The sequence below is a fragment of the Salinispora pacifica CNR114 genome (assembly GCF_000514775.1).
Taxonomy (GTDB): Bacteria; Actinomycetota; Actinomycetes; order Mycobacteriales; family Micromonosporaceae; genus Micromonospora; species Micromonospora pacifica.
Genome location: NZ_KI911467.1, coordinates 150,936 through 169,792, shown reverse-complemented (window position 1 = coordinate 169,792; position 18,857 = coordinate 150,936). Strand labels below are relative to the sequence as shown.

Sequence of the window (18,857 nt, the reverse complement as noted above, 5' to 3'; positions counted from 1 at the left end):
GGAGAGCCCATGCAGGCGATCGAGGCGCACACCGGGCGGATGGCCCCGCTGCGCCGCAACGACGTGGACACCGACCAGATCATCCCCAGCGATTTCTGCCGGCGGCTGACCAAGACGGGATTCGAGGATGGGCTGTTCGCGGGTTGGCGGGCGGACCCGGACTTCGTGCTCAACCGTGAGCCGTACGCGTCCGCGACCGTGCTGGTCGCCCAGCGCAACTTCGGGTCCGGCAGCTCCCGGGAAACCGCGGTGTGGGCCCTGCGGGACTGGGGTTTCGCCGCGGTGATCGCGGAGAGCTTCGGCGACATCTTCCAACGCAACGCGGGCAAGAACGCGCTGCTCGCGGTTGCGCTCGGGGCCGACGCGGTGGGCGCGCTGCTCGACCACGCGACCGAGCGGCCGGACGCCGAGATCACCGTCGACCTGCTCGACCGCCAGGTACGCAGCGAGGTGGGCGTCTGGGACTTCGCCATCGAAGACCGCGCACGGTGGCTGATGCTCAACGGCCTCGACGAGATCGCGGTGACCTTGGGCCGAGACGCGGCCATCCGCGCGCACGAGGCCGCCCGGCCACCGTGGCTGCCGCGGACCGCGGCCCCGACCCGCGCGGTGCCGGTGCCGTGAGCGGAACCGAACCGGCGCCGGTCCGCGGGCTGGTCTCGGCCCGGGCATCCGCGTTGACCAGCAGCCGGCTCGCGCATCTGATGCGGGTGGCGCGCGAGCGCAACGCGATCGATCTCGCGCTGGGCGTTCCCGGCTACCCGGAGCCGCCGGACTGGCGCTACGACCCGCGGGAGCTGACCGCTGCATTCGGCCCGCGGACACGGGCGCTGCTGGTGGCCGACGTGCGGCCGGTCGACGACGAGGGATCCAACGCCTCCGTGCGGCGGACGGGCTACGAGGCGGGAGTGCTGCTCGCGCCGGGGGCGGTCTGCACCGCCGATGCGGCCCGGGGACGGCAGTTCGTCCGGGTGGCGTTCAATCGGCGGCGGGAGACGCTTGAACGCGCCGAGCGCAAGCTGGCCTCCGGTCTGCTGGGGAGCCGGGGCCAGTACGGCCGCGGGGCCACCGTCCGTCAGTTGCGGATGACGGCATGACCATCGCGGTGATTCCGGGCGATGGGATCGGACCCGAGGTGGTGCCGGAAGCCGTCGCCACGCTGGAGGAGCTGGGGCTCGGCCTGCGGTTCGAAGTCCTCGACAAGATCAACGCCGCGGCGTACCTGGCGACGGGCGTGCCGATGTCCGAGGAGGACTTCGCCGTGTGCACGGGTAGCGCGGGTGTGCTTCTCGGGGCCATCGGGGACCCGCGGGTGCGCGACCCGTGGTACGCCCGCGACGTGCTGCTGCGGCTGCGCTTCGAGCTGGACCTGTACGTCAACCATCGGCCCGTGGCTCTGCTGCACGACCGGCTCAGCCCGCTGCGCGACCCAGGTCGTCGCGCCGTGGACTGCGCGATTGTCCGGGAGAACACCGAGGGCCTCTACGCCGGGATCGGTGGCGTCCTGCGAGCCGAGACCAACGACGAGGTCGCGATCGACACCGAGGTGAACACCCGTCTCGGGGTGGCGCGAATCATCGACTTCGCGCTCTCGGTCGCCACCCGCTCGGTCTGCATGGTGGACAAGTCGAACGCGGTGCCGCGCGGCGGCGGCCTGTGGCAGCGGTGCTGGGCCGAGGCCCGCGCCCGCCGCCCCGACCTGGCCACCTCGCACCTCTATGTGGACGCGGCGGCGATGGCGTTGGTACGCGATCCCACCGCCTTCGACGTCATCGTCACCAACAACTCGTACGGCGACATCCTCAGCGATCTCGTCGCCGAGCTGGCCGGCGGGGTGAGCACCGCCGCTTCGGCCAACCTCAATCCCGGCACCGGTCGCGGCCTGTACGAGCCCGTGCACGGATCGGCTCCGGACATCGCCGGACGGGGTGTGGCCAACCCGGTCGGCGCGATCGCGTCGGCCGCCTTGATGCTGCGGCAGCTCGGACACCCGGAGCACGCGCGTGCCGTGGAGGACGCGATCCGCGCGGCCGTCGCCCGGGAACGGTGCACGCCGGACCTGGGTGGGCGGCTGAGCACGGCGGAGGCGGGCGCGGCCATCCGCGCGGAGCTGCGATGAAGTACATGAAGGGAGATGTCGGCATGGCGGACCAAGAGGTGATCGAGCCGGCCCTGAGCCAGGCGGAGCAGGTCGTGGTCGAGGACCCGGTGGTCCAGGACGTGTGGGCGGGGGTCGAGCGCGGCGGCGCCGGCGAACTGGCCGAGAGCTACGTGTTAGCCACTGTCCTGCTGGGAGTCGCGAAGGCCGGCATTGCGTCGCGCCTCTCGGCGACCGAGTGGACCGAGCTCGTCCGGCTCATGCCCGACGGCGGATCCGTCGAGCTGGTTCGCAACACGCTGCGCCACCTCGCGGTACGAGGCATCGTCGAAGCACGCGACGTCGAATGGGCGGGTGCCGAGGTGTCGTCCCGCACGCCGGCCGGTGGCTCCTGGCGGCTCACGGCCCGTGGCGCGGACCTCTTCGACGAGGTGTCGATGGGGCTGCTGGGGTTCTACGCCGAGGCGTACGCGCCCGTCCTGGGACGCCTCGACGGGTTACTGACCGGCCAGCTCGACTACGGCACGGACGTGACCCGCGACGCCGAGGCGCTGGGCCGCCGCTGCGAGCCGATGACCGTCAGTTTCTGCGCCGGACTGCTGAGCCGGCTGATGGCCGAACGCGGAGCCACCTCCGTGCTGGAACTCGGCTGCGGCACGGGCGGGCTGCTGCTACACATGGCCGCGCGGGACGCCTCGCTGCGGGCGGTCGGTCTCGACATCGCGCCCGAGGCCGTCGAGCTGGCCCGCCGCCGGGTCGCGGAGCGCGGGCTCGGCGACCGGCTCGAGTTTGTCGTGGGCGACGCGTTCGCGCCGGACACATGGCCCGAGAACGCGGCGTCGTGCGACTTCATGCTCGCCGTTGGTGCGCTGCACGAGCAGTTCCGCGACGGCGAGGACGCGGTCGTCGCGTTGCTGGCCCGCTACCGGGGCTGGCTGTCGGCCAAGCTCGGCCGGGTCTTCCTGCTGGCCGAGCCGGAGCTGCGGATCGACGCCGAGGACGGCGACTACTTCCTGCTGCACGCGCTGACCAAGCAGGGCTTTCCGCAACCGCGCGAGCCGTGGCTCGACGTCCTCGCCCGGGCCGGACTGACCTGCCGACGGATCTACACCCAGCCGCGGGTGGCGTTCCGCTTCGCGTTCTACGAGGTCACCGCCGGGCCGGCTCGATGAGCACATTCCCGGTGCGGGTCGCGCGCAGGGTGGCCGGCATCCGCCCCCTGGCGCTGGCCGGACTGCTGCCGCTGGCCGCCGCGTCCGGCGCCGTCGACCTGGCGCTCGGCGTGCCGCCGGACGCCCCACCGGCACCGGCCGTGGACGGAGCGGTCCTCGCCCTGCGCGGCGGCCGCAACCAGTACACCCCGGCTGCCGGGCTCGACGAGTTGCGGGCGCAGATCGCGGCGGAACTGGCCCGGACCCGCGGGGCCAGCGTGGATCCGCAGCGACACGTGACCGTGACGAGTGGCTCGGCCGAGGGCGTACTTGCCGCCCTGCTCGCCGTGACCGATCCGGGCGACGAGGTGCTGATGGTCGAGCCCTTCTTCGAGATCTATCCCGGTGCGGTCGCGCTCTGCGGCGCGGTGCCACGGTACGTCCCGCTGACGCCGGGCAGTTGGCGGCTCGACCCGGCGGTGCTGCGGAGGGCGGTCACGACCCGGACGCGAGCGGTCCTTCTCAACACGCCACACAACCCGACCGGCCGGGTCTTCGGGCGTGCGGAGGTCGAGGCGGTGCGGGCGGTGTGCGCGGAGTACGGACTGGTGTGCATCACCGACGAGACGTACGACAGCTTCGTCTTCGACGGTGACGGGCCGCTCAGCCCGTGGGACCTGCCGGACGGCCGACCGCGCACGGTGCTTGTGGGCAGCCTCTCCAAGTCGCTGCGGATCTCGGGGTGGCGGCTCGGCTACTGCGTGGCCGAGGAGGAACTCACGCACGGGCTCCGCAGGGCGCACGAGCACCTCACCCTGGGCGCCGCGACCCCGCTTCAGCACGGCGCGGCCGCCGGCCTGGCGCAGCTGCGCGGGGTCGACGCGGCCGCGCTGCACAACCGGCTCGTCCGGCGGCGGGATCAGCTCGCCTCCGGACTCGCGCGGCTGGGCTTCGGAGTGACCGTGCCAGAGGGTGGCTGGTTCCTCCTCGCCGACACGGCGCCGCTGAGATGGTCCTCGTCGCGGCTGGCCGAGCGGCTGGTGCGCGAGGCCGGCGTGCTCACCGCACCGGGCACCGCATTCTTCGACGACCCGACCGACGGGGAGCGGTGGCTGCGCGTCTGCCTGGTCCGTGACGAGGAGACGACGGCCGTTGCGTTGGATCGGATCGGTGGGTTCCTCCGCTCCGCCGGTCACCGTTCCGGCTCGGTGACAGCCTGATCCCCTACGAGGCGGGCCTCGTATACCCAGACATCGACCCCCGGCATCGGAACTTACTCATCCAGGCGCCGCGCACACCGGGCACCACGTGGGCGGTCCACCACCGCTCGTCGCCGGTTACCGATGCCCGCTACGGGTTACGCACCCAGGCCGAGTTGTGCTGGGTGAAGCCGATGTGTGGGTAGTAGTCGGCGGCGGCCGGCGCCGACAGCAACACGATCTTCGCCAGCGGCGCCTCCTGCTGGGTCGCCGCGATGAGGGCCTTGCCGATACCAGACCGCTGGTACGCCCGGTCCACGGCGATGTCGGAGAGGTACGTCACATAGGAGAAGTCGGAAATGCTCCGCGCGATTCCCACCAGCTCACCCCCGACCCGACAGGTCAGCACCAGGTTCGCGTTTCGCACCATCGCGGCCAGTCGGCCGGCCTCCGCGATCGGCCGCCGCGCACCGAGCCCCGACGACCGGTATAGCGCCCGGACCGCACCGAGGTCGAGGTCGACGCCGTTCTCGCGTTCAATGTGCCAGGTCACGGAGGTTTTCCAATCGCTTGCGAATGACGTTGTGGTGGACCAGGAAACGCTCCGGGCGCAGCGGTGCGACATCGATGCCATCGGCTCGCAGCAGAGTAGCGAAATCTCCGTCGCCGGCGGCGGCGCCGTTCGCGGCGGCCTGCACCGACCGGTAGGCGCGTTCCCGCTCGGTGCCGCCCGCCAGCAGGTCGGCCAGGACTGCGGAGCTGTAGACCACGCCGCCGTTCCCGTCGACCGTGGCCCGCATCCGGTCCGGGAAGACCTCCATCCCCGCCACCAGGTCCGCGGCCCGGCTCGCCTGGAAGTGCGCGACGATCATCGCGTCGGGCAGGACCACCCGCTCCACGGCGGAGTGGGACAGATCCCGCTCGTGCCAGAGCGCCACGTTCTCCACCGTCGTACCCGCGTATCCGCGGAGCAGCCGGGCCAGCCCCACCAGACGTTCACTGGTGGTCGGATTCCGCTTGTGCGGCATGGCACTGGAGCCCTGGTAACCGACCGTACGGCGCTCCTCCACCTCGCGAACCTCGCTGCGCGAGAGCAGTCGGACCTCGGTGGCGACCTGCTCCACGCAGGCGCCGAGCGTGGCGATGGCGTGCAGCAGCTGCGCGTGTCGATCCCGGGCCACGACCTGGGACGGCGCGGGCTCCACCGCAAGGCCAAGCTCGGCGCAGACGTGCTCCTCGACGAAGGGATCAATGAGCGCGTAGGTCCCGACCGATCCGGAGATCGTGCCAACCGCGACCTCGGCACGCGCCGCTCGTAGCCGCCGCACGGACCGGTCCAGCGCGAAGGCGAAGCCCGCGAGCTTGTGCCCGAGCGTAGTGGGCTCGGCGTGCATGCCGTGGGTACGGCCGATACAGACCGTCTCCCAGTGCGCGAGCGCCTGATCCACCAGCACCCCGCGCAGCCGCACCACCGCCGCGAGCAACACGTCACAGGCGTGGGCAAGGGTGGCCCCCAGCGCGGTGTCCACCAGGTCGTAACTGGTCATGCCGAGGTGGACCCAGCGGGCCGAGTCGGCAGGGATGTCCTCGCAGAAGGCCGCGAGGAAGGCGAGAATCTCGTGGTCCCGCTGGCGCTCGTACTCGGCCACCCGCGCCACCGACGGCACCCGGGCTTGTTGGATGTCGGCCAGGGCCGGCTCGGGGACCCGGCCCAGCAGCGCCTGCGCCTGGGTCGCGAGGACTTCCACCCTCGACCAGGTGGCATAGCGTGCCTCGTCCGACCAGAGGTCGGCCATCTCCGGCAGAGAATAACGAGAAATCATGACCATGAACCCCTAACGAGAACCGAACCCACGAGCCGCAGAGTAGCGATTCTTCCGGCGCAGAGTACAGCACTGATCCAAAACTTATCCGCACGTGCCTTCCGGGTTTTCGTAGTTTCTCCTCAGTTGAACGAGGCGGATCCGAGGAGCACCGGAGGTCTTTCTTCGGAGTTGCCATCCGGACCACCGCACCCTTCCCAAACACTTGCCCAACGAGCGACGAAGGCCTTTATTGGGGTGGTGTCCGCATTAACGCTTCCCGCTATTCGAACCCCGGTTTGCCGGTCTGTCCGGGAGACGAGACAACTGTTTCTCACCGGTGGTTCGACAGTTGCCGAGCATCTCGGGAACGTGCTCACGGCGATCCGGGAGACCGACCCGACGCTCGGGGCGTTCGTCGCGGTCGCCGACGACCGCGCCCGCGACGAGGCGGACTCGGCCGACCAGCTTCTCGCCACTCTCGGTGCGGCCGCCTTCCGAGACCGGCCGCTACTCGGAGTCCCGATCGCGATCAAGGACCTCATCCAGACCCGGGACCTGCCCACCCGACGCGGGTCACTGGTGCCGAACCGCCGCCCGGCGGTGGACACACCGGCGGTGGCCCGCCTACGGGCGGCGGGCGCCATCCTGGTGGGCAAGACCGCGACCTCGGAACACGGGTGGAGCGCCAGCACGGTGAGCCGGGTCGCCAGCCCGACCCGCAACCCGTGGGCACCGGAGCGGACCGCCGGCGGGTCGAGCGGCGGCTCGGCCGCCGCGGTGGCAGCCGGGCTGAGCACCGCGGCGATCGGGACCGACGGGGCTGGATCGATCCGCATCCCCGCGGCGTTCTGCGGCGTGGTCGGGTTCAAGCCCTCCTTCGGCCGGGTCCCCTACGTGCCACCCGGCGCCGAGCGCCTGTCTCACCTGGGGCCGCTGGCACGCGAGGTCGCCGACATCACCGCCCTGATGGCGGTGCTGGTCGGTCCGGACCACCAGGACCCGGACTCGGTGGCGCGAGCGATCGCGCCACCGACCGCTCCGGCCGCGCTACGGATCGGCTGGCTCGAGTTCCCTGGGACAACCGATGAGGTCCGTGCGGTCACGGGCATGGTGGAACCGGTACTGGCCCGACTGGGACACCGGGTCGAGCGCATCGCGGTGCCGTTCACCGATCCCTACGGCGCGCTCGTGGACCTTCTCGCCGCCGCCGAGGCCGCTGCCGCGACTCCAGAGGAGGAGCGGCTCTGCGACCCGGGCCGGCTCGCGCTCATCCGGTACGGGCGCACGCTCACCGGCGCCGCCGTCCTCCGCGCCGAAGAGACCCGGCTGGCCCTGCGGGCCCGGCTGCACCACGTGATGCAGCGCTACGACCTGCTGGCGATGGCGACCGTCCCGATCACGCCCTTCGCCGCTGACGCCGTCGCCCCGCCCACCACCACCGCCCCGGACGGTCTGCGGTGGCTCGCGTGGTCACCCGCCACCTACCCGTTCAACCTCACCGGCCAGCCGGCCCTGTCCCTGCCCGCCGGGGTGACGCCCCACGGGCTCCCGGTGGGAGTTCAGCTCGTGGGTCGGGTCGGCGACGACGAGTTGGTGCTCCGGGCAGCCACCCGGCTGGAAGCGGAGCTGGCCCGCCCGACGTCACGGCCGGGCGGCGACTTCCAAGGAGAGCGATGACGATGTCCAGGACCTGGTCTGTGCCCGACATCAACAGCGGCGTCGGGCGGCCCTCGTTCGTGGCCGAGTTCGGCCGCTGGAACGACGAACAGGTCGCCGCCGCCGAGAAGGTCGAGGCGGCGCTCGACGAGGTCGACCTGGTCCGGGTCGTCTTCAGTGATCCGCACGGGTTGGCCCGCTCCAAAACCGTGCCGGCGCACGTCTTCCGTACCGTGCTGCGCAACGGTCTGGACTTCAGCCCCGGGCCGTTCCTCTTCGACACCGGGCACGCCGTCGCCGTGGACTTCCGCACCGACCCCGGCGTCGGGGTGGCGGAACTGCTCGGCGCCGGCGACTTCGTCCTGGTCCCGGATCCACGCACGTTCCAGGTGCTGCCCCGCGGGCAACGACGGACCGCGTGGGTGGTCGGCGACGAGTACCTCCGGGACGGCTCGCCGCACCCGCTGGCGACCCGTCACCTCCTGCGCCGGGTCTGTGCCCGCTACGCCGAACGCGACCTGGCCCCCGTCATTGGACTTGAGGTCGAGTGGTACCTGACTCGCCTGGTCGCCGGGCCGGTGGGTAACGCGGGCAACGGGTTCGGCCGGCAGGGGGCCGCCCCGGCGGTGGCGGCGATGAACGCCGGATACCAGTTCAACCTGGACAGCTACTACGACGCCGTAGCCGACCTCGCCGACCCCCTGGCGGCCATGCTCATGGCACTCGGCCTGCCGTTGCGCACCATCGAACACGAGTCCGGGCCGGGGCAGTTGGAGACCACCTTCGACCCGATGCTGGCGCTGGCGGCGGCGGACGCCATGCTGCTGTTCCGGACCCAGGTCAAGCAGGAGTGCCGGCGCCGCGGCTACCACGCGTCGTTCATGACCCTCCCCGGGCTGGAAGGGTTCGACCCGAGCGGCTGGCACCTGCATCAGTCGGTCGTCGACACCACGACGAACCGCAACCTGTTCGCGCCGGACGAGGGCACCTCGGGCCCGCTCTCCGCCGCGGGTGCGGCCTACGTGCGGGGGCTGCTGGCCCACGCCCGCGAGTTCTGCCTCCTGTCCGTCCCGACCATCAACGGCTACCACCGGCTGTCGCCGCGGTTCCCGCTCTCCCCCACCTCCGCCGACTGGCGCGAGGAGGACCGCAGCGCCATGGTCCGGGTGTTCAACGCCGGCAGCGCCACCCACGTCGAAAACCGGATCGGGGAACCGTGCGCGAACCCGTACCTGGTCATCGCGGCGCAGTTGCACGCGGGCCTGGCCGGGCTGGACTCGGGGGACGCCGCCCCGGCTGGTACGCCGGCCCCGGCGCTACCGGATTCCTTTGACGCGGCACTTGCCGCGTTCGGCGAGAGCACCCGGGCGGAGGAGCTACTCGGCGCGCCACTGAAGAACTGCCTGCGCAAGCTCAAGGAGAGTGAGGCGTCCCGGTTCCGCGCCTGGTGCGCAACAGAGCATCCGGCGACCGACTCCGTCACCGAGTGGGAGCACCGCGAGTACTTCGGGGTCTTCTGACCACCCGGCCCGGTGGGCCGGACCGTAGGGCGAGACGAGAGGAAAGGCGATGTCACGGTACGACTGGGGCGAATCGACTCCGGCCATCGACATGCTCAAGGACACCATCGAGCCAGCCCGGCAGAAGGTGCTTGGCCACCCGGTGTACGGGCAACTGGACAGTGTCGACGCGGTGGTCATCTTCATGGAGCACCACGTCTACGCGGTCTGGGACTTCATGTCCCTACTCAAGTCGCTGCAGCGGCAGCTCACCTGCGTCGAGGTGCCCTGGGTGCCATCCGGGCAACGCAGCAGCAGCCGGCTGATCAACGACATCACCCTGGTCGAGGAGAGCGACGAGCTGGGCGACGGTTTCATCAGCCACTTCGAGCTGTATGTGGACGGCATGCGCCAGGCCGGCGCCGACACCCGCGGCATCGACTCCTTCATCAGCCTGCTGCGCGCCGGGGTGCCGGTCCCCGCGGCGATCACCAGGGCCGGCGTCCCCGGCCCCGCGGCCGAGTTCATCGGCACCACCTGGCGGTTCATCGAGCACGCCCCGGTGCACTGCCAGGCCGCGGCGTTCGCGTTCGGCCGGGAGGACCTGATCCCGGCGATGTTCGACCAGGTCGCCGCGCTCAACGCCGGGGTCGGCGTGCTCTCCACCTTCGTCGACTACCTCCGGCGGCACATTCAGGTGGACAGCGAGGAGCACACGCCGATGGCGATGCAGATGCTCGCCGATCTGTGCGGGGACGACAAAGACCGGTGGGAGCAGTGCAAGGAGACCGTTAATACCGCCTTGGCCGCGCGGACCCAGCTGTGGGACGGCATCTCCGCGCAGCTCCGGCGGTCCGCCAATTGACCGAGGGGGAACGTCGCTCCGGGCCGCTGCTGAGTCGGCCCGGAGCGCCCCAGCAGGAGGTGAGCAGGATGCCGTGGACACGAGAGGCCGCTGCCCGGGCAGGCGCCGCGCGGGACGCGCGGATCACGCAGCGCACCCGCAACGAGGCGTGGAAGAAGCCACCGCGCCGGATCGAGAAATCCGAGTGCATCACGTGCGACACCTGCCTACGCAACTGCCCGCCCGAGTTCGGGGCGATCTTCGATCGGGGACTCGACGTCGTGATCGTCCCCGAGCTGTGCTCCGGCTGCCCGGTGTGCGTACTGGTCTGTCCGGTCGACTGCATCTACCCCGATCCGCAGTGGACACCAACCGACGACCAGCTCTGGGATCACATCGGCCTGACCACGGAGGATGGGCATGACACTGCCAGTAGAGCCGGATAGCGGACTGTCCCGCCGAGCTGCCCTGGCGAAGGCGCGGCAGAGCCGACGGCCGAGCCGACTCGGCCGGAAGGCCGGCGCCACCACCACACCCGACTATCCGGTCGGCAGCGATGCCGGCTTCCCCGGCCTGTTAAACCGGGTCTGGCAGCAGGCGACAGCCGCGCCGAACCCGGCGGTGGCGGTGGAGACGCTGCTGACCCTCGGCGGGCACGTTCCGGCCGAGATCCAACTACGGGCGCTGCCCACCGCAGCGGAGTGCGCGATCCGGGTGCTCTTCGGACGGTCGTGGCGCGGGGACGATCCGCCCGCCCGACCGGCGGACCGCGCCGGTACGGCCTTCCTCGGCGAGGTGGGGCTGACCAGAAGCGGCCGGATTGCCGTACGGGTTCCGTCCCAGGGGCCGCTGACCAGCACGGATGACCTGGTCGGCGGGGTGCTTAGGGTGCCGTGGTCGACCCGGGACCTGGCCGCCCACCAGGCCGAGCTCACCGCTGCCACCACCCGGCTACACGACTCGGTCGCCGACTGCCGCCACTGGCTCGCCGAGGCCCGGTCGGACGGCCGGGCGAAGCTGCTCGCGGAGCTGACCGAGGCGGTACGCCGCACAGCTCCGGTGGTGTTCTACTGCGGTGACCGGCAGTACACCAACTTCCGCGACCGAAACACCCTGACCGGCAAGACGCTGTGGCCGGGGCATCCGGACTGCGCACTGAGCGCGCTGGTCACCGTCCCACTCGACCTGTGGGCCGACGACGACGTGCTGCTGGTGGTGTCGCTCACGCTGCTGGTCCGGTCGGCGGGGTACGCCCGGATCGAGGAGGCGAACGGTACCCAGCTGACCCTCGACCACGTGGCCCACCTCCTGGAACGAACCCGGGTGGCCTACAACGAGATCCCCGGCGGTGATCCGGTGCCGCCGGCCAGCTCGGCCACGGTGACGGCACTCGACGCGCTGGCGGTGGCGGTCGCTCGCCGCCGTCGGGAGATCAGCACCAGGGTGCAGCTCTACCGCGACATCCACGGGCCCCTGATGCACAAGATCGAGCGGGTCGCCGGGCCGGACCCGGGGCGGGCCCGGCGCACGGAGGCGAGGCTCAGCGCCCACCTGCGCGACCGGCTCCCCATCTCCGGTGAGACCCTGCGCGAGCTGGGTGCTGCCGTGGCGGCGTCGCCGGGCTGGCTGGCCGAACCGCGGGGCGACTTCGGGACCGGGCTGGAGTCCCTGGTGTACGAAACCGTCGCCGCGGCGACCACGGTCTTCGACGCCGACTTCGCGATGAGCCGGGGAATGCGGTCGTTGACCAGGCTGGTCGGGGCGCTGCGGGACGAGCGGTGGGCCACGATCGTCTCCTGGGACATCCCGCACTTCTTCTGCTGCGTGGTGCCGGCGCCAGCGGCCCGGCGGCACTTCGGAAACTCCGCCGCGCACCTGGCCGACGCCGCCTGGTCGATGGCCGCGCGTATGCAGTACAACTCCTGGCACTTTCTCGCCGGCAACCTGCCGCCCGTACCGGAGGTGGTGGACCGCGACTATTTCGCCCCGCCCACCATCCCGGATCTCGCGTACCACTCCGACCAACACCACCACGGTCACATCGCCGCCCGGGTGCGGTTCAGCATCCGCAGCCCGCAGCCGGTGGTGGTGCTGGGCCGCGCCTTCGCCGGCTTCGTCGACCTGCGGCTGCTGCGCTGTGCGGGGCGGCCCTTCGACGAGCAGGACCTGCTCGCCGCGCATCGGGCCTCGGATTTCATCGCCATCGCCACGACCCAGGCGGCCACGCTGGCCGCCACCGGCACCGACCTCGAGGTGGCCGCCTTCGACAGCCAGTGGCACTGGGCGAACATCACCGGCCAGTAGCGCTGTGCGGCATTCGGTCGCGGCCCGTGCTCCGCCACGGGCCGCGACCGAATGCCGGGGAAGGTCAGGCCGACGCGGGTTGGGCGCTGGACCGGGTGTGGACGACCCGATAGGTGTTCCAGCTGGTGGTGGTTGTGAGGGCGTTCCGCTTCTCCAGCGACCTGCGGCTGGCCGCGGGCTGGTCGGCGGCGGGTCGGGTGCGGAACGCGTCGAAGGTCTCCGGGCTGTCCCACTGGGAGTAGACCACCACGAAGTCCCGCTCCTCGCCGACGGCGGTCAGACCACTGCCACCGCCCTGGACGCCCCGGGCCCGAATGCCGCGGAGCAGGCTCTGCGAGCGATAGCCCGGTACGTCCACCAGCCACTGATGGGCCGCGCCGAGGGTGCCGATCAGCTGGTCCTGATCGGCGGGGGCCACGCCGAGGATCTCAATCACCGTGTAGTCGTCGCGGGCCGGTGAGATCTCCGTGACCGCACCGAGCGTGGGGTGGCGCTGGCTCACCTCCACCTCGGTCTGCAGCAACCGGATGAAGGTGGTGATCTCGTGGAACACCGGAACCGTACGGTGCTTGAACTCGTCGCCGGCGTACCGCGACTCCAGATCCTGTTTGCCGCGCCACTGGATGAAGTTGGCGGTCCCCGGCTCGGTCCGGCCCCGATGCACGGTACTGGAGATCCAACCGGGGTAGTTCGCGGTGTCGACGATCGCCCGCATCTCGCCGACGAGTCGATCCACTCGCTCGGGGGTGTCGGTCTTGAACAGGTTGATGACCGTCAGGTAGCCGTTTTCGGGGTCGATGTAGGGCATGCGTCTCCTCGCTCCGCTGGGACCCGCGGCGGGCCTACGCCGCGCGGGACTTTCGGGCTGGGTGGGCCGGTCAGGGCCGGCCACACCACCGGATGAGGGCCTCCGACAGGCCGGTGCTGTCCGCAGCTTTCGAGCCGAGCCACGCGACGTAGCCGTCCGGCCGCACCAGCACAGCGTTGACCTCCGCCAACGCACCGGCGGGCGGCGCGGTCGCAGTGACCACGTCAACCCGGTCCTTCCACGGCGCCGCCACCGCGCGCAGCTCGGCATCGCCGGCCAGGTCGAGGAGGACGCTTCGGCCGCTGTGCAGGAAGCTGAAGGCCCGGGCGGTGCCGACCGGCCCGAAGTCACCGGTGAGCTCGGTGTCGGGCAGCCGCCGGCCGAGCAGCGTTTGGTCGTCCGCTCCGACGTCGTAGCGGATGTCCAGCCCGGTGACCATGCCGACCAGCAGCTGCTGGGCCTCCTCGTAGGCGAGCAGCTCGGTCATCACCGCCCGCATCGGGTCCAGTTCGTCGCCGCCCAGATACAGAATGCGCTGTGCGAGGGTGTTGGTCAGGATCCGGGCGGCGACCGGGTGCCGTTCGGTGTGGTAGGTGTCCAGCAAACCGTCCGGAACATGACCCTTGATCGCCGCGCCGAGCTTCCAGCCGAGGTTGACGGCGTCGCCGATGCCCGCGCTCATCCCCTGCGCGCCGACCGGCAGGTGGATGTGCGCCGCGTCGCCGAGCAGGAACACCCGGCCACGCCGGTACTCCGCCGCCTGCCGGCTGGCGTCGGTGGTCCAACTGGTCCACAGCGGGTTCCCGCCGCTGATGTCCTCACCGGTCAACCGATTCCAGGCGGCGGCGATCATCTCGAAGCTCGGCGCCCCCTCGCCACGCCGGGTCATGCCGCGTTCGTAAACCACCACCCGGTTGACCTCGGGGCCCAGCGGAAGCACCATGACCATTCCACCGGGTACCCGCTCGCCGGAGAATCGGGGCCGCAGCGCACAGCCCGCCACGTCGGCAAACCACATCTCGATTGTGGCATCGGTGCCGGGGAAGTCCACTCCGACCAACTTCCGTACGGTGCTGCGGCCACCGTCGCAGCCGGCCACGTACCGGGCCCGCAGACGCGTGGAGCCCGTCGGGGTGTCGACATCCAGCTCGACGCCCCCGTCGATCTCCCGCAGCCCGGTCACCTCGTGGCCCCGGCGGAGTTCGGCGCCCTGTTCGGTGGCCCAGCCGGTCAGGATCCCCTCGGTGAGTGACTGCGGCTTACCCCGGGCCCCGTACGAGCCGCCGGGTACCACCTGAAAGTTCAGCGGCAGCCCACCGAAGTGGCCGAAGGGGATGGTCTGTAGCTCGCCGAAGCGGGGCAGTAGTCCACGCTGGTCGAACTCCTCGATTGTCCGGGCCGAGAAGCCGAGCGCGCGAGACTGCTTCGTCGGCTCGGTTAGCCGGTCCAGGACGAGAGCCTCGACCCCGGCGAGGCGCAGTTCGCCGGCGAGCATGAGCCCGGTGGGGCCGGCCCCAACAATGATGACGTCTGCGTCAAAGTCTGGCATTTTCCTTCCTACCTTCCACCCACAGCAGCTTCTCGATTGCCTGTTCCAGGCCCTCCTCGTCGTCGCCGGCCCAGGCGATGTAGCCGTCTGGGCGCAGGAGGAGGGCGGTGGCGTCCAGGGGAGGACCACCGTCACAACGGGCGCGCACGGTCCGGACCGCAGCACGGTGCGGACCGTCCGTACCGGGTTTGAGCCGGACAATGACGGGCTCGGAGTCAGCCAACGGAAGCGGCCCCGAGTCGGTTCGCAACCGTAGCTTCGTAGCCCGCCGCCCGATCGGCGACGGGCCAGGTGGGCCAGACCGGTCCCTCAGGTTGGCGGCGGTCTCGGCCAAATGATCGCGGACCGGCCGCAGGCCGACGAGCTCCGCCAGGATCGCCCGGAGCGGCTCGACCTCCGCTCCGCCCAGCAGCAGCGTCTCCTGCGCGGTGACGTGCTCCAGCACCCGCGCCGCGACCGGGTGCCGCTCGTCGTGGTAGCTGTCCAGGAGCCCGGGTGCGGCCCAGCCGCGCACCGTCGCCGCCAGCTTCCAGCCCAAGTTCACCGCGTCCTGGAGTCCGACGTTGAGCGCCTGGCCACCGATCGGAAGGTGCCAGTGGGCGGCGTCCCCGGCCAGCAACACCCGACCCCGTCGATACGCACCGACCTGCCCCCGGGAATTGTCGAAGGCATCCAGCCAGACCGGAGTCCCACCGGAGAGGTCCTCGCCGGTCACCGCCGCCCAGGCCCGGACGACCGCACCGAACTCCGGCCGCCCCACCCGGGCGGGCACCGGCTGGCCGGCCACATGCACCATCACCCGGGTGACACCGGCTCGGGTCGCCGCCACCGCAAGCCCGCCGGGCCACCGCTCGAACCTACGGTCCCGGATCCGAAGCCCGGTAACGTCCGCCCGCAACAGCTCCCTCGTCGCCGCCGCCGCCGACACCGGGAAATCCCACAGCCGGCGCACCGCGCTGTCCGACCCGTCACAGCCGACCACGAAACCCGCATCGAGGCGCTGCCGTCCCGCGGGCCCCCGGAGCTGGCAGACCACATGGCCCGACCCGGCGGTGAGCCCGGTCAGTTCGTGCCCCCGCAGCACCGTCGCGCCCCAACGCCGGGCGTACTCAGCGAGCACAGCCTCGGTCCGGTACTGCGGCACCTTCCAGTTACCCGGGTACGCACTGTCCAGCTCGGACAGCTCAAATCCCAGGCCGGCGAAGTGGGCCCGCGACTCGTGCCCGGCCTCGGCGAGCAGTGCATCGAGGCCCCGCTCGTGCAGCAGCTCGGCGGTGAGCGTGGAGAGCTGACTCGCCCGTGACTCGGTCATCGCCTCGGCCAGCCGCTCCACGACGACGACCGGCACCCCGGCCCGACCCAGCTCGCCGGCGAGCAGGAGCCCGACCGGGCCGGCGCCGACGATGACGACCGGGGTGACCGTCACGGCACTACCCGTCCCCCGCCGGCGCCCTCGGCATACGCCTTCGCGGCCCGCAGGGTCGTCAGACTGTTCGCACTGAGGGCGTTTCGGACGAACTCCCGCGCGGCCGGCAGGTCGGCCCCCGGCCCGAGGACCTCGGCGATCCGCGCGGTATTGATCCGCACCGTATGCCGGGAGGTGACCAGCACCCGCCCCGGGCCCTGCTCCTCGATCAACCAGCGACCGAGGTGCAGCGTCAGCAGGGCGGGCGGGACGATCTGCTTGTAGACGATGCCGCGGTGCGGCTCGCAGACCCGGACCGAGCGCGTCGTGTGCACCGGCCCGTCCTTGGTGCGGGTATCCATCTCCAGCACCTGAAGCCCCGGTGTCTCCTCCCCCAGCACCACCCGAGCGACGTGCGGGAGCCGCAGTGGCCAGCGCCGGGCGTCGTTGAGAAAGTCGTAGACCTCCGCGGCACTACCGGCGACCGGCACGGTGTCATCGAAGGAGAAGCGCTGGTCGGCGACGAGTTCGGCAGCCGTCTTGAGCGCCGCCAGCTCCGAAGTGCTGTTGCGGTTCACCGCTCGCCGGATCCAGGCCAGATCGGCGGGGTCCTCGCTGGCCGCGAAGAAGTCGTGCAGCAGCCGCACCCGGCAGGCGCCGGCGGAGATCGGCTCGATCACCCACGCTCCGCCCATGCCGCCGACCGGATGCTGCGAGCGCTCCTGCCGGAAAGAGACGGTCCACCGCTCCCGGTCGTGCCGCCGCCGCGAGGTCCACGTCTTGGCGGCGCCGTTGGCGGTCGCCCAGATCCGGATTAGCTCGGCCCCGCCGTCACGTTCGAGACACTCGGCGTGGACCGTCGGTGGGAACACCTCCGGCCAGCGGCCGACCTCCTCGATCAACGCGTACACCCGCTCGGCGGGCGCGTCGACGACGACCTGATGCTCCGTCTCGTGCACCGTATCGGTGGTCACGTTCACCCCTCCCCTGGGTACGGCTGTCTAGTGGGCGCGCGCGAGGCGGTCCGGGTCGGTGGACTCACCGGTCGATCGGGCCGCACCGAACCAACGCCGCAGGGCGTCAACCAGCTCGCCCCCGCCCGGCGCGACCCAGGCGAGGTAGCCGTCCGGGCGGACCAGCACCGATTCCGGGGGCGGGCCGGCTACGCCCAGGTTGGCGGGCATACTTCGCACCCGTACCAGGTCGACCCGGTCGGACCAGGCGGCGGCCGACCGCTCCGTCGCCGCGGAGTCCGCAGCGGTGATCAGGACACCCCGCGCCGACTGCAGCAGCCGGGCGATCCGGTCCCGGCCGCCCCCGACCAGCTCCAGTTCGCGGTCCGGAATCCGCGCTCCGACCAGCGGTGCGGCCTCCGGGTCCGGGTCGTGTCGAATATCGAGTCCGCTCACCATGCCGGAGAGGTGCCGCGCCACCACCGGTAGCGCGATGAGCTCGGCCACCACGGCGCGCAGCGGCTCGACCGAGTTCCCGCTGAGGTTGAGAATTCCCTGGGCACGGGTATTGCGCAGGACCCGAGCCCCCACCGGATGGCGCTCGCGGTGATAGGTGTCGAGTAGCCCGGCGTCCGCTGTGCCCCGGACCGTGGCCGCCAGCTTCCAACCGAGGTTCACCGCGTCCTGCACGCCAATGCTCATTCCCTGCCCACCGGCGGGCAGGTGAATGTGGGCGGCGTCCCCGGCCAGCAGCACCCGCCCCCGCCGGTACTCGGTTACCTGGCGGGTGGCGTCGGTGAACCGGCTCACCCAGCGCGCCGTGCCGTGCTGGATGGACTCGCCGGTCAGCCGCTGCCAGGCGTCCGCCACGTCGGCGAAGGTGACCTGTCGGTCCCGATCCGGTGGGGTGCCGGTCTCACAGACGATGATGCGGGAGTAGCCCTCGCCGAGCGCCCCCGCCATGACCATGCCGTTCGGCAGCAGCTCGCCGATCATCCGCGGCCGGATATCACAGCCGGTCACGTCCGCCAGGTACATCTCGCAGGTCGCGTCCCGGCCGGGGAAGTCAAAACCGGAGAGCTTGCGTACGGTGCTTCGGCCGCCGTCGCAACCCACCAGGTAGTGCGCCGAGTACTCGATCCGGCCGTCCGGTCCCTGCACGGTCGCCGTGACGTGGTCGCCGGTATCACTCAGCTCGATCAGCTCCTGCCCCCGGCACAGGACCACCCCGAGCTCCAACGCTCGGTTCTCCAGCATCTCCTCGACGGTGAACTGCGGCGCGCCGCGGACTCCGAAGTGCGAGTCCTCGAGCACCCCGAAGTCGAGCGGAATGCCACCGAAGTGCCCCTGCCGGGTGATCTCGGCGTTCTCCAGCCGCTCCAGCAGGCCTCGCTGCGCGAAGACCTCCGCCGCGCGCGCCGTGAATCCGATGCCGCGGGACTCCCAGCTCCGCTCGCTACGCCGTTCGACAACGGTGACGCTCGCGCCGCCGAGCCGGAGCTCGGCCGCGAGCATCAGTCCGGTGGGTCCGGCACCGATGACGATCACGTCCGTATCCATCTGCTGACCTCAGCTCCTCAGTGGCG

16 protein-coding genes and 1 pseudogene are annotated in these 18,857 nt (G+C 71.4%); 10 read left to right on the top strand and 7 right to left on the bottom strand.

Features of this window, described 5'->3' with window-relative positions; translation table 11 throughout:
- Nucleotides 1–9: 9 nt before the first annotated feature.
- Genes leuD through B118_RS0125680 form a run of 5 tightly spaced genes read left to right on the top strand, consistent with a single transcriptional unit; the run spans nucleotide 10 to nucleotide 4,469 of the window.
- Entirely contained in the window at nucleotides 10–624 is a 615-nt protein-coding gene (gene leuD / locus B118_RS0125700; protein ID WP_028185813.1) for a 3-isopropylmalate dehydratase small subunit, read from the top strand.
- Nucleotides 621–1,097, top strand: a complete 477-nt coding sequence (locus B118_RS0125695) for a hypothetical protein (protein WP_238324165.1) — start codon at nucleotides 621–623, stop codon at nucleotides 1,095–1,097. Before leuD ends, B118_RS0125695 begins: the two co-directional genes overlap by 4 nt.
- Nucleotides 1,094–2,119, top strand: coding sequence for an isocitrate/isopropylmalate dehydrogenase family protein (locus B118_RS0125690; RefSeq protein ID WP_018219841.1), 1,026 nt, complete (start codon nucleotides 1,094–1,096; stop codon nucleotides 2,117–2,119). The genes B118_RS0125695 and B118_RS0125690 overlap by 4 nt, the downstream gene beginning before the upstream one ends.
- Nucleotides 2,116–3,270 carry an SAM-dependent methyltransferase gene (locus tag B118_RS0125685; protein WP_018811703.1) on the top strand — a complete coding sequence of 385 codons (1,155 nt, stop codon included), beginning with the start codon at nucleotides 2,116–2,118 and terminating at the stop codon, nucleotides 3,268–3,270. The genes B118_RS0125690 and B118_RS0125685 overlap by 4 nt, the downstream gene beginning before the upstream one ends.
- Nucleotides 3,267–4,469: a pyridoxal phosphate-dependent aminotransferase gene (locus tag B118_RS0125680; protein WP_018219843.1), complete on the top strand. Its 1,203-nt coding sequence runs from the start codon at nucleotides 3,267–3,269 to the stop codon at nucleotides 4,467–4,469. Before B118_RS0125685 ends, B118_RS0125680 begins: the two co-directional genes overlap by 4 nt.
- A gap of 130 nt (nucleotides 4,470–4,599) precedes the next feature.
- On the opposite strand, the gene B118_RS0125675 is transcribed toward B118_RS0125680, so the two are convergent.
- Both B118_RS0125675 and purB read right to left on the bottom strand, forming a co-directional pair.
- Entirely contained in the window at nucleotides 4,600–5,001 is a 402-nt protein-coding gene (locus tag B118_RS0125675; protein ID WP_018219844.1) for a GNAT family N-acetyltransferase, read from the bottom strand.
- Complete coding sequence (purB, locus tag B118_RS0125670; RefSeq protein ID WP_080635244.1) at nucleotides 4,985–6,271, bottom strand: adenylosuccinate lyase; 1,287 nt, start codon at nucleotides 6,269–6,271, stop codon at nucleotides 4,985–4,987. Before purB ends, B118_RS0125675 begins: the two co-directional genes overlap by 17 nt.
- Nucleotides 6,272–6,622: 351 nt before the next feature.
- Between purB and B118_RS0125665 the strand changes: the two genes are divergently transcribed.
- From B118_RS0125665 to B118_RS0125645, 5 genes are all read left to right on the top strand, one after another.
- Complete coding sequence (locus B118_RS0125665; protein WP_027645488.1) at nucleotides 6,623–7,930, top strand: amidase; 1,308 nt, start codon at nucleotides 6,623–6,625, stop codon at nucleotides 7,928–7,930.
- Nucleotides 7,927–9,429, top strand: coding sequence for a type I glutamate--ammonia ligase (locus B118_RS0125660; protein ID WP_033660361.1), 1,503 nt, complete (start codon nucleotides 7,927–7,929; stop codon nucleotides 9,427–9,429). The genes B118_RS0125665 and B118_RS0125660 overlap by 4 nt, the downstream gene beginning before the upstream one ends.
- Nucleotides 9,430–9,478: 49 nt before the next feature.
- Nucleotides 9,479–10,273, top strand: a complete 795-nt coding sequence (locus tag B118_RS0125655; protein ID WP_018811700.1) for a DUF3050 domain-containing protein — start codon at nucleotides 9,479–9,481, stop codon at nucleotides 10,271–10,273.
- A 68-nt stretch (nucleotides 10,274–10,341) separates the two neighbouring features.
- Nucleotides 10,342–10,698 (top strand): 4Fe-4S dicluster-binding protein, encoded by a 357-nt coding sequence (locus B118_RS0125650; protein WP_018219849.1) that lies wholly within the window; start codon nucleotides 10,342–10,344, stop codon nucleotides 10,696–10,698.
- Nucleotides 10,673–12,556, top strand: coding sequence for a hypothetical protein (locus B118_RS0125645; RefSeq protein WP_018826916.1), 1,884 nt, complete (start codon nucleotides 10,673–10,675; stop codon nucleotides 12,554–12,556). Before B118_RS0125650 ends, B118_RS0125645 begins: the two co-directional genes overlap by 26 nt.
- A 64-nt stretch (nucleotides 12,557–12,620) precedes the next feature.
- Here B118_RS0125645 and B118_RS0125640 read toward each other — a convergent pair whose 3' ends face one another.
- The 5 genes and pseudogenes from B118_RS0125640 to B118_RS0125620 all read right to left on the bottom strand — a co-directional run bounded on the left by B118_RS0125640 (nucleotide 12,621) and on the right by B118_RS0125620 (nucleotide 18,831).
- Complete coding sequence (locus B118_RS0125640; RefSeq protein WP_018811698.1) at nucleotides 12,621–13,364, bottom strand: antibiotic biosynthesis monooxygenase family protein; 744 nt, start codon at nucleotides 13,362–13,364, stop codon at nucleotides 12,621–12,623.
- Between the two features lie 70 nt (nucleotides 13,365–13,434).
- Complete coding sequence (locus B118_RS0125635) at nucleotides 13,435–14,913, bottom strand: FAD-dependent monooxygenase (RefSeq protein ID WP_026270753.1); 1,479 nt, start codon at nucleotides 14,911–14,913, stop codon at nucleotides 13,435–13,437.
- Nucleotides 14,900–16,375, bottom strand: a pseudogene (locus tag B118_RS0125630) (FAD-dependent monooxygenase); the annotation flags it as partial. The pseudogene B118_RS0125630 and the gene B118_RS0125635, both read right to left, overlap by 14 nt.
- On the bottom strand, nucleotides 16,336–17,298 hold the full coding sequence (locus B118_RS0125625) for an aromatase/cyclase (protein WP_028193696.1): 963 nt from the start codon (nucleotides 17,296–17,298) through the stop codon (nucleotides 16,336–16,338). The gene B118_RS0125625 and the pseudogene B118_RS0125630, both read right to left, overlap by 40 nt.
- Nucleotides 17,299–17,319: 21 nt before the next feature.
- Nucleotides 17,320–18,831, bottom strand: coding sequence for an FAD-dependent monooxygenase (locus B118_RS0125620; RefSeq protein ID WP_018219855.1), 1,512 nt, complete (start codon nucleotides 18,829–18,831; stop codon nucleotides 17,320–17,322).
- Nucleotides 18,832–18,857 lie beyond the last annotated feature (26 nt).

What these genes read in the sequence shown, in the direction of transcription:
- leuD (WP_028185813.1), top strand. Translation starts at nt 10, where the DNA reads ATGCAGGCGATCGAGGCGCACACCGGGCGGATGGCCCCGCTGCGCCGC.
- B118_RS0125690 (WP_018219841.1), top strand. Translation starts at nt 1,094, where the DNA reads ATGACCATCGCGGTGATTCCGGGCGATGGGATCGGACCCGAGGTGGTG.
- B118_RS0125685 (WP_018811703.1), top strand. Translation starts at nt 2,116, where the DNA reads ATGAAGTACATGAAGGGAGATGTCGGCATGGCGGACCAAGAGGTGATC.
- B118_RS0125680 (WP_018219843.1), top strand. Translation starts at nt 3,267, where the DNA reads ATGAGCACATTCCCGGTGCGGGTCGCGCGCAGGGTGGCCGGCATCCGC.
- purB (WP_080635244.1), bottom strand. Translation starts at nt 6,271, where the DNA reads ATGATTTCTCGTTATTCTCTGCCGGAGATGGCCGACCTCTGGTCGGAC.
- B118_RS0125660 (WP_033660361.1), top strand. Translation starts at nt 7,927, where the DNA reads ATGACGATGTCCAGGACCTGGTCTGTGCCCGACATCAACAGCGGCGTC.
- B118_RS0125655 (WP_018811700.1), top strand. Translation starts at nt 9,479, where the DNA reads ATGTCACGGTACGACTGGGGCGAATCGACTCCGGCCATCGACATGCTC.
- B118_RS0125650 (WP_018219849.1), top strand. Translation starts at nt 10,342, where the DNA reads ATGCCGTGGACACGAGAGGCCGCTGCCCGGGCAGGCGCCGCGCGGGAC.
- B118_RS0125645 (WP_018826916.1), top strand. Translation starts at nt 10,673, where the DNA reads ATGACACTGCCAGTAGAGCCGGATAGCGGACTGTCCCGCCGAGCTGCC.
- B118_RS0125640 (WP_018811698.1), bottom strand. Translation starts at nt 13,364, where the DNA reads ATGCCCTACATCGACCCCGAAAACGGCTACCTGACGGTCATCAACCTG.
- B118_RS0125635 (WP_026270753.1), bottom strand. Translation starts at nt 14,913, where the DNA reads ATGCCAGACTTTGACGCAGACGTCATCATTGTTGGGGCCGGCCCCACC.
- B118_RS0125620 (WP_018219855.1), bottom strand. Translation starts at nt 18,831, where the DNA reads ATGGATACGGACGTGATCGTCATCGGTGCCGGACCCACCGGACTGATG.